Annotated in this window: 8 protein-coding genes and 2 pseudogenes; 8 read left to right on the forward strand and 2 right to left on the reverse strand. The window is 58.5% G+C overall.

What is annotated here, in order from left to right; genetic code table 11:
- Positions 1-9 precede the first annotated feature (9 nt).
- From P3C39_RS31275 to P3C39_RS31310, 8 genes and pseudogenes are all read left to right on the forward strand, one after another.
- The gene (locus tag P3C39_RS31275) at positions 10-309 is read left to right on the forward strand and encodes a ferredoxin family protein (RefSeq protein WP_024505235.1); all 300 of its coding nucleotides are present in this window, start codon (positions 10-12) and stop codon (positions 307-309) included.
- 269 nt (positions 310-578) lie between these two features.
- On the forward strand, positions 579-1082 hold the full coding sequence (locus P3C39_RS31280; protein ID WP_245463579.1) for an alpha/beta fold hydrolase: 504 nt from the start codon (positions 579-581) through the stop codon (positions 1080-1082).
- Positions 1083-1956: 874 nt separating this feature from the next.
- Positions 1957-2043 (forward strand): annotated as a pseudogene (locus P3C39_RS31285) (helix-turn-helix domain-containing protein); the annotation flags it as partial.
- A 273-nt stretch (positions 2044-2316) separates the two neighbouring features.
- Positions 2317-3795 (forward strand): nitrogenase cofactor biosynthesis protein NifB, encoded by a 1479-nt coding sequence (nifB, locus tag P3C39_RS31290; protein ID WP_127318073.1) that lies wholly within the window; start codon positions 2317-2319, stop codon positions 3793-3795.
- A gap of 29 nt (positions 3796-3824) precedes the next feature.
- Positions 3825-4019, forward strand: coding sequence for a 4Fe-4S binding protein (locus P3C39_RS31295; protein WP_024505232.1), 195 nt, complete (start codon positions 3825-3827; stop codon positions 4017-4019).
- A gap of 85 nt (positions 4020-4104) precedes the next feature.
- Positions 4105-4425: a nitrogen fixation protein NifZ gene (locus P3C39_RS31300; RefSeq protein ID WP_024505231.1), complete on the forward strand. Its 321-nt coding sequence runs from the start codon at positions 4105-4107 to the stop codon at positions 4423-4425.
- Positions 4422-4634: a putative nitrogen fixation protein NifT gene (gene nifT, locus P3C39_RS31305; protein ID WP_024505230.1), complete on the forward strand. Its 213-nt coding sequence runs from the start codon at positions 4422-4424 to the stop codon at positions 4632-4634. The genes P3C39_RS31300 and nifT overlap by 4 nt, the downstream gene beginning before the upstream one ends.
- A gap of 34 nt (positions 4635-4668) precedes the next feature.
- Positions 4669-5562 (forward strand): SIR2 family protein, encoded by an 894-nt coding sequence (locus P3C39_RS31310; RefSeq protein WP_024505229.1) that lies wholly within the window; start codon positions 4669-4671, stop codon positions 5560-5562.
- Between the two features lie 307 nt (positions 5563-5869).
- Here the strand turns inward: P3C39_RS31310 and P3C39_RS31315 are convergent, their stop codons facing one another.
- Positions 5870-6436, reverse strand: a complete 567-nt coding sequence (locus P3C39_RS31315) for a sugar O-acetyltransferase (protein WP_024505228.1) — start codon at positions 6434-6436, stop codon at positions 5870-5872.
- 583 nt (positions 6437-7019) lie between these two features.
- A pseudogene (nifA, locus tag P3C39_RS31320) lies at positions 7020-8063 on the reverse strand (nif-specific transcriptional activator NifA); the annotation flags it as partial.
- Positions 8064-8901 lie beyond the last annotated feature (838 nt).

Here is an 8901-nt window from a genome sequence, read left to right on the forward strand (position 1 = left end):
GGGTACAAGATGACGATCGCAGTGACGAAGGTTCGTGTCGAGGACAAACTTTACCAGAACCGCTATCTGGTCGATTCCGGCCGCCCCCATATTATAGTGCGACCGCACGACAAGCCAAGCGCGAACTTGCTTGCGTTGACCTACGTCTGTCCGGCGAAATGCTATGAGTTGAATGACAAGGGTCAAGTCGAGATCACCGCCGACGGCTGCATGGAATGCGGCACCTGCCGGATATTGTGCGAGAAAGGCGGCGACATCGAGTGGAACTATCCGCGCGGCGGCTTTGGTGTCCTGTTCAAGTTCGGATGATCAGCCGGAACCGTGCCAAGAGCATGCCGGCAGCGAGCAACTGCGGCACACCATGAGCCTCTCCATCCACTTGCAAAGAGCTAGTGAATATTGGCCTTTCGCAATTCAAATTTCCTTGACTCGTTAGCGGTGTCCTCGAGGCCACGGCGCTGCCCTGTGCGCCGGACTTACCACCGGTCACGTGGTCGAGCCCCCCTTTGGGACAACGCCCGGCCATCGTGCCGGATGGCAGCCACAACGGCCGGTGAGCAAGTGGAACGGCACAACCCATGGCAAAGACGTATGTGCTAGTGCATGGTGCCTGGCATGGCGGATGGTGTTGGCGGGACGTGGCCGCCAATCTTCGTAAGATGGGATACCACATGACCACGCCGACCCAGACAGGTGTCGGCGAACGCGCACGTTTGCTGTGCAAGGACATCACGCCCGACACATTCGTGACCGACATCGTCAACCACATTGTGACGGAAGAACTGAGCGATGTGATCCTTGTCGGTCACAGTCTAGGCGGCATCAGCATCACCGGCGCCGCCGACCGGATACCCGACCATATCAGCCATCTCGTTTATCTCGACGGCGCCATCGTCGAGAGCGGTCAAAGTGGATTCAGCACCATGCCCCCCGACATCGTTGCCGCCCGTCGAAAATTGGTTGCGGAGGAAGGACGGGTATCTTCATGCCGACTCCGCCGCCAACAGCATTCGGCATTCCCGAGGGACACTCGCTCACGGACTGAGTGCGGCGCAGGCAGGCACCTACGAAAGCGGACTTAAGCTCGAGCACCCGCTCGGCAACGGCAGGCCCCGAACCTATGTCGTCTGCACTAATCCACTCCACCCGCGATGGCGGGAGCGCGAGAATGGGTCGCGAAGCAGGATGGCTGGGCGTGGCAGGAACTCGCCACTGGCCGACGCAATGACCCTCGCACCGACGGAAGTTGCTCTCCTTCTCTGAGGAACCAAGTAAAGGGTGAGCGGCGGCCGATTCTCAGGCCGTGGCCTTGAGCTCTGGTGCACGGATGTTGGCCCAACGGGTCGTTCCGGTGGCGCCACCGAAACCACTAGGCGGGAGTGGCCTGTCCTGCCAGCGTCGCAAGCTTGCGAGCGTTCCGCCGCGGCCGCGGCCCGTAGCGCCGGGCAACCTCCGAGATCACCGCGTCGGCTCCAGGGTCTCGGAGATGACTCCGTGCCTTGTCGTCCATCGACCAACGCCGCCGACCAACAGCGCCGTTGATCACCCTCGAAAACGCCGAGGCTGCCGCTCAGCGTCAATCTTAAGTTCAAGTTCAGACACAAGCCGATCTCCGATCCACGTCAGAATCGGCAGGCCCACAGATCGCCGGGTCCTCCTGGAAGGACACAGCGCTTACCCTTGAAATATGGAGAACCATGGCTTTGCGCCGTCGGCAGTTGAGCTGATCTCGCAATGCTATTTCCCCGGCAACGTCCGCGAGCCGGAGAACTGCGTGCTTGGCGTTCTCCTCTGGAAGGAACCAATCTTTCGGAACGTGGCAATGTCATCGACGAGCTCTCACGGGCCAGCACGATGCCGGTTCGGCGCATCGGCGCCCCCTGAGCACGAAATAGCCGGTTGCGATTCTAACGATACGGCCGGACGGGGGCTGGGACCGCGGCGGACGGAGCCTGACGGCTGATCGACACAATGGAGAAGGCCGGCTGGGTTCAGGCTAATGCGGCTCGAATTCTCGGCCTCACGCTGCGACAAGTCGGCTAGGCGATACGCCGGCATAGTATCGAGCCGAAGGAAATTCTAAGAGCCTGATGAGCCAATCGTCAGGCCAGTGGTCTTGCGCGCCCTGTGCGCGACAAGGAGTGCTTTGTGCTTCTGAACGGATTTGGACTTGTGCTGTCGCAAGCAGGACAAAATTGTGTCGCGCCCGCCTGACACAATGCGATATTGACCCAAATAGTGAACTGAAGCCGCTGTTTTAAGTTGGTATGGCTCTTGCACCTTGAACCGCGACGTTACCAGCAACGGAGCCGTTTGATGTCCTCACCGACAGTTTCGATTGAGGGTCCGACTAGCACGACATCCGAGGGTTTTCTGGCAGCCGCGAAATCCGTCTGCGCATCGTCCTCCTACGGCTCGTCGCCGACCAGCCCGGGCGAAGGGGATCCGGCTATTTGGGAAAGGATCAAGGATCACCCCTGCTTTTCGGAGGAAGCGCATCACTATTTCGCGCGTATGCATGTGGCGGTCGCGCCGGCTTGCAATGTCCAGTGCAACTACTGCAATCGCAAATACGATTGCGCCAACGAGAGCCGGCCTGGTGTTGTGTCTGAGAAGCTGACGCCCGACCAAGCGCTACGCAAGGTCATCGCGGTTGCCAACAAAGTTCCGCAGCTTTCGGTTCTTGGCATCGCTGGGCCGGGGGATGCCTGTTACGACTGGGAGAAAACGAAGGCAACGTTCGACTGCGTCATCAGGGAAATCCCCGACATAAAGCTGTGCGTCTCCACCAACGGGCTCGTGCTGCCGGACCATGTCGCCGAGCTTGCCGAAATGAATGTTGATCACGTGACGATCACCATCAACATGGTCGACCCGGAAGTCGGCGCAAAGATTTATCCTTGGATCTTTTATGAAAATCGCCGCTACTTCGGCATCGAAGCCGCTCGAATCTTGCACGCGCGGCAGATGCTGGGCCTGGAGATGCTGAGCGCGCGCGGCATCCTCACCAAAATCAACTCGGTGATGATTCCTGGAGTGAACGACCAGCACCTGTTTGAGGTGAACAAAATGGTCAGGGAGCGGGGCGCGTTTCTGCACAACGTGATGCCTCTGATTTCGGACCCGGCGCACGGTACCCACTACGGACTCATCGGGCAGCGCGGCCCAACGGCAATGGAGATGATGGCTCTTCAGGATCGACTTGAAGGTGGCGCCAAGTTGATGCGCCACTGCCGGCAGTGCCGGGCAGATGCTGTCGGCCTGCTCGGTGAAGATCGTGGCCAGGAATTCACGCTGGACGGGATTCCCGACGATGTCGCCTACGATGCTGGCAAGCGTCAGGCCTATCGGCAGGTGGTCGCACACGAGCGCCGTGATCATGAGGCGGCGAGGAGCGAGGCCATCGGTATGGTCAAGGCAACAGACTCCGAAAAGTCGCTTCTGGTTGCGGTGGCCACTAAGGGAGGTGGACGGGTCAACGAACACTTCGGCCACGCGAAGGAATTCCAGGTTTATGAAGTCTCGCCTAGAGGGATCAGCTTGGTCGGGCATCGGAAGGTCGAGCGGTATTGCCTCGGAGGCGGGGGCGAAGACGCCATCCTCGAGGGCGTCATCGCAGCGCTCGAAGGCATACACATAGTGCTATGCGCCAAGATCGGAAATCGCCCGAAGGAACAACTCTCGCGAGCTGGACTGCGCGTAACCGACGCCTATGGCCATGACTACATCGAGACCGCAGTCAGCGCACTTTACGCGGCAGAGTTTGGGATCAGACCACTAGCGGCGACGGCCTGAGCCGTCTCGTCCGATAACCAGGAGTTAGAATGGCTTTAAAGATCATCGCATCCCAATGTACCCAATGCGGGGCCTGCGAGTTCGAATGTCCTTCGGAAGCGATCAAGTTCAAGGGCGACGCCTATGTGATCGATCCAAACAAGTGCACCGAATGCAAGGAGGCCTTCGATACGCAGCAATGCGTGTCGGTCTGTCCGGTACCGAAAACCTGCGTTCCCGCTTGATTCCTACCGAAACGGTCGGGTTCGCCGCACGACGACGCCTGCAACCCGCGACCACAACAAAAACCTCGAGAAAGGAATGGACAGCATGTGGTCCAGACGCGAACAGGAGGTCGAAATCGGCAGACCGCCACGGTTCATGCAGGGTGAGCGGGTCCGTGCGATACGCCACATAAAAAACGACGGCACCTATCCCGGCAAGGAGATCGGCGAAAACCTCGTGCGGAAGGGCGACGAAGGCTACGTGCGCGACATTGGAACCTTTCTCCAGCAATTCTTCATCTATGCGGTCGAATGGATCGATCGTGGCACGGTCGTCGGCATGCGAGCGCGCGAACTCATTAGCCTCGACAAAGTCGAGGTTCCCTGCGGAGCTGAAGGCATTTCCAACGGGGGAACAGCCGGATGAAAGTAATGATTCGCAGGACCGCTACTGGCTTGTCGGCTTATGTCCCCAAGAAGGATCTCGAAGAGCCGATCACCGAGATTGAGAACGCTGACTTATGGGGCGGGACCGTGACGCTCAGGAACGGTTGGCGGCTCATGCTGCCCGACCTTCCGCGCGACACGCGTTTGCCGATCACCGTCGAGGCGATGAAGATTTCCGACGGGGCCTGATGCCGGTGGGTTCAGTGGCGGAGAGGAAACGCGTATGAACACGATGCTGAGCTGGGACCATCTCGTCGTCGTCCGGGGCAGTTTTGCCAAAAAACTGATTGACCTGCTGAACGGCGCTCTCAAGGCCGATCGAGTGATCCCCTATCTCGGTCCTGGTCTTCTGCAGCTTAACCCACCGGAATCACCTGTACCTTGCACCCCTGAAGATGTCGCCGCGGCCCTCAACAAGCGGGCGCCTGCCCCTTCCAGGATTCGCACCAATATGTGGTCGGTCGCGCAGTTTATCGAGCAGCGCCGACATCGTCGGACTCTCCAAGCGTGGATGGCGGAGATATTCGCAGCCCCCGCCGAGCCGACCGTTCTTCACGCCTGGCTCGCAACCCTTCAACTGTCTGTCATCATCGACAGCTGGTACGATGGCGCCATGCGAGCAGCCCTTGCAGAGGCCGGCCAAACAGACGTTGTCGAGATACAAGGAACGACGCGCGCGACCGGAATCGGTAACATCTGGACGAGAACTTACGATTTGTCAGGAACAGAACTCGAGGCCGAACAAGTGGCTAGGACGGTGCTCTATGCGCCGCACGGCAGCGTCAGGCCGGCGGCAAACTTCCTCGTGGCTGATTCCGATTACGTCGAAGTCCTAACCGAAATTGATATCCAGACGCCGATCCCGGACGCGGTGAAGCAACGGCGCGTCAACCGGGGTTTTTTCTTCGTGGGCTGCCGCTTCAACGATCAGATGCTGCGCACATATGCCAGACAGCTGATGAAGCGCTCCACTGGCCCACATTTTGCGGTGATCGATTCGGCTACGCTGACCAGAAACGAACGTCGTTTCCTTGCCGAAGGCGCAATCACGGTCATCGACATGCCGATCCGCAACGCCGCGGCTCGCCTCGTCGGGGTCGATGCTAGCCAGGATTAATGGCCGGCGATTGCTGGTGAGTCGCTGCTTGCCTCCAAGGGCGAAAACTCAGTTGGGAATACATTCGTGAGTAGTAATGCTAGTGGCAGCACAACGTAGGCTCTGAATTCGTTGGGCGATGTGAAAGGGTCCGCTGCTGCGGGACGTGAGCACGTTGCGGCGGCATTACGCACATGATCTTGTGACCCCCGTGGCAAAAGAACTGAAGCGCCCGAGTCGCGACAACATATGCAGCGCTCAATGGCTTCGACAAAAATTCGGCACAGTTTCGACAGTTCGCATGCACCTCCAGGGTCAACGAGGTTGATTATGCCTGTTTATGTGGGTCGGCCACGCGAGCAGGAATTCCCACTACCTTTGCCCCGGCGGGAACATCTCGTGTGACCACGCAGCCAGCGCCTACCACTGCATTATCACCAATCGTGACGCCAGGCAGAATGATTGCTCCACCGCCGATCCAGACACGGCTGCCAATGTGAACAGGACGCCCGACCTGCAGGCCGGCCTGCCGCTGCTCGGCATCATGTGGATGATCGGCGGTATAAATCTGCACAGCAGGCCCAATTGCCGTTCCTTGCCCGATTTTGACCTCTACCACGTCAAGAATAACGCAGTTGAAGTTGATGTAGGCATTGGCTCCAATGCGGATATTGAATCCGTAGTCGCAAAAAAAGGGCGGACGGATGACCGTTCCGCGCCCAACCTCTCCCAGCCGCTCGGACAAAAGCTCATGCCAATGCCCCGTGGTCTGCCCCAGCGTATCATTGTACCGCTTGAGCCAAGCCCCGGTGGCCAACAGGTCAGCTTGGATCTCCGGATCCGCCGCATTGTAAAACTCGCCTGCGAGCATCTTTTCTTTTTGGCTACGCATCATAGTCTCCCGTCAGGTCGTGTCCCGTACAGTGATGCAGGAACGCACATCAAACTGCCTCGGCAACTTTGTAACTCGGTCTTGCCGGGCGCGCGGTCGGTCACGAGCCGGGGCGACAGTTTCGTCTCGACCAACTTCCGCGAATTTGGATATCGCAGATCAACCGGTCGCAGGGGCCAATACCTGACGAGGTCGGCAACTGTCCAGCGGTCGAACTCACTTTCATGCCCATCTCAGATTGCGTGATATCGAGCGGTAAGCCATCAGCTAATGTATCGACCAGGTCCCGCCAGCGGAGATCTGCGCGTCGCCTCTACGTATGCTGGCGTGTCACCAATAATACATCGATTATTTCTGGATCCAGGCACGTCGAATTGATTTGCCCTTGCGGTGTAGAGCGAAGTTACTAGCCATAGGATTACTCCTTTTTAGTTTGTCAGTCGCAGAGCCCCAGTATGACTACGTGGTAGAAAGCACACGGCCGGAATCTTGGCAGCGCTGTTCACACCCACTTCGTAAGCCTGGCCGATGGGCTCGCCAGAGCACCAATGCTTGACCTGCTCCAGCTCTTGCTCGGCGGGTTGTTTCAGAGACGCTTGATCTCGATACCGCGTTTTCTCAGCACGTAGCCGATCTGGCGCGGGGTCAAACCGAGCAGGCGCGCCGCCTTTGCCTGCACCCAGCCACACTTTTCCATGGCAGCAATGACCGTATCGGCATCGGGCACCCTACCACGACTCGTGGCAGGGCCTATCGGCGCTTGCCCGTCGCCGACGGGCGGGGCGGCACAGGCGGCGGAAGGCTCGATCGTAGTCGACTTCTCTGACGTCGGCGGTCCGTTCTTCCACAGCGCCGCGGCCAAGCACTGATCCGCGTAACAGGCAAAGTCAGTTCTGAGGATTGATGGACCCGTCGCCAGAACTGCCGTCCGCTGAACGCAGTTTTCGAGCTCTCGGATGTTGCCTGGAAATTCGCAGTTCATTAGCACCTCAATCGCTTCGGGAGCGAAGGTCAGCGTGTGATCATTCTCAGTATTGAAATTCTTGAGAAACTGAGCGGCCAAGAGCGGAATATCACCTCGCCTTTCGCGCAATGCCGGCACGCGTAAAGTGACGACGTTGATGCGATAATAGAGGTCTTGCCGGAACTCCTTGCGTTGAACTGCCGTTTCCAAGTCCCTGTTCGTTGCGGCAATCACGCGAACATCAACTTTAATGGTGTGGTTGCTGCCGACGCGCTCAAACTCCTGCTCCTGCAGGACACGCAGCAGCTTAGCCTGGAACGAACCTGATATTTCGCCAATCTCGTCCAGAAACAATGTGCCTTTGTCGGCAGCCTCAAAGCGCCCCTTGCGCAAACTGCTCGCGTCGGTGAAGGCACCCTTCTCATGACCGAACAAGTCAGATTCCAGAAGCGTCTCGGTGAGCGCCGCGCAATTGACCTTGATGAAGGGCTGCTTGGCGCGAGGCGAGAGCTCGTGAATGGCTTTGGCAACCAGCTCCTTACCGGTTCCGGATTCACCTCGCAACAGGACCGTAGTCTTCGCCTTGGCCACCTTGACAAGGTGCTCACGCAGCTTGCGCAGCGCCTGACTATCGCCAAGCATCTCCTTGCTGATCTTTTTACGTTCCATTTGGCAGCCCATCCCACTCCGCCACCCGCCGGTAGAACTGCACTGGACGGTGAGCTGTGTTGTATTTCGTCATCATCATTCTCGATCTCACCTTTGTTGCTTCGAAATTTTCGGCGCGCGGACGCCCTCGGCAAATGGCAATGGCGCCTGAGCATCGTTGCCTTTCACCAGGACGAGCGTCTTCCTCCGCGCGGGCGCTCGCAATATGCGGTTTGCGCAGGCCTTTACTCGACCGGTCGCTGTTCTGTCCGGCTTCTGCCGCACCGCAGCCTGCAAACTCATCCTTGACAAGAAAGGAGGGGAGTCAACCGAGCTCTCCTTGCATTTATGCAAGGAAAATTGTCAGTTTGATAGAATTCTATCAAAACGGCAGAAACGCCCCGCCCCAGTTTGGCTGTACCTGCGGCGTTCAGCGTACGTGACGACATGTGCGGACTTGTCCCAATTGCCATCCGAGTTGTGCGGAACAGTAGCTGCTGCGCTGTTCGCTTCAACCGCGTGAGGCCGGAGACAGTAGAGACGGCGGCTCGTCGAGCGAGGTTTCATTGTTCGGCTACTAAACCGGCTGTCCTTTGGTGGGAGTTGGTTTCGCCCAAGTTCTGGGCCTGGGGGCGTCTAGCCCGTTTCGCCGCACAGGCTCCTTCCACATCGTCGAGGCCGAGAAGGAGGGACCCCACAGCTCTCCCTGTATCACAATGCCCCGCCCCTCAAGCAGCTAGATACGACAGGTGACCTCAAATGAGGCGTCTTGCATGGCTTCTACACCTGCCTGAATGCCAGAACTGCGTTCGTACCGCCCATGGCGAAGGCGTTGCTCATGGCGACGCGCACCTTG

It is taken from the genome of Mesorhizobium sp. XAP4 (genome assembly GCF_029269325.1).
GTDB lineage: Bacteria > Pseudomonadota > Alphaproteobacteria > Rhizobiales > Rhizobiaceae > Mesorhizobium > Mesorhizobium ciceri.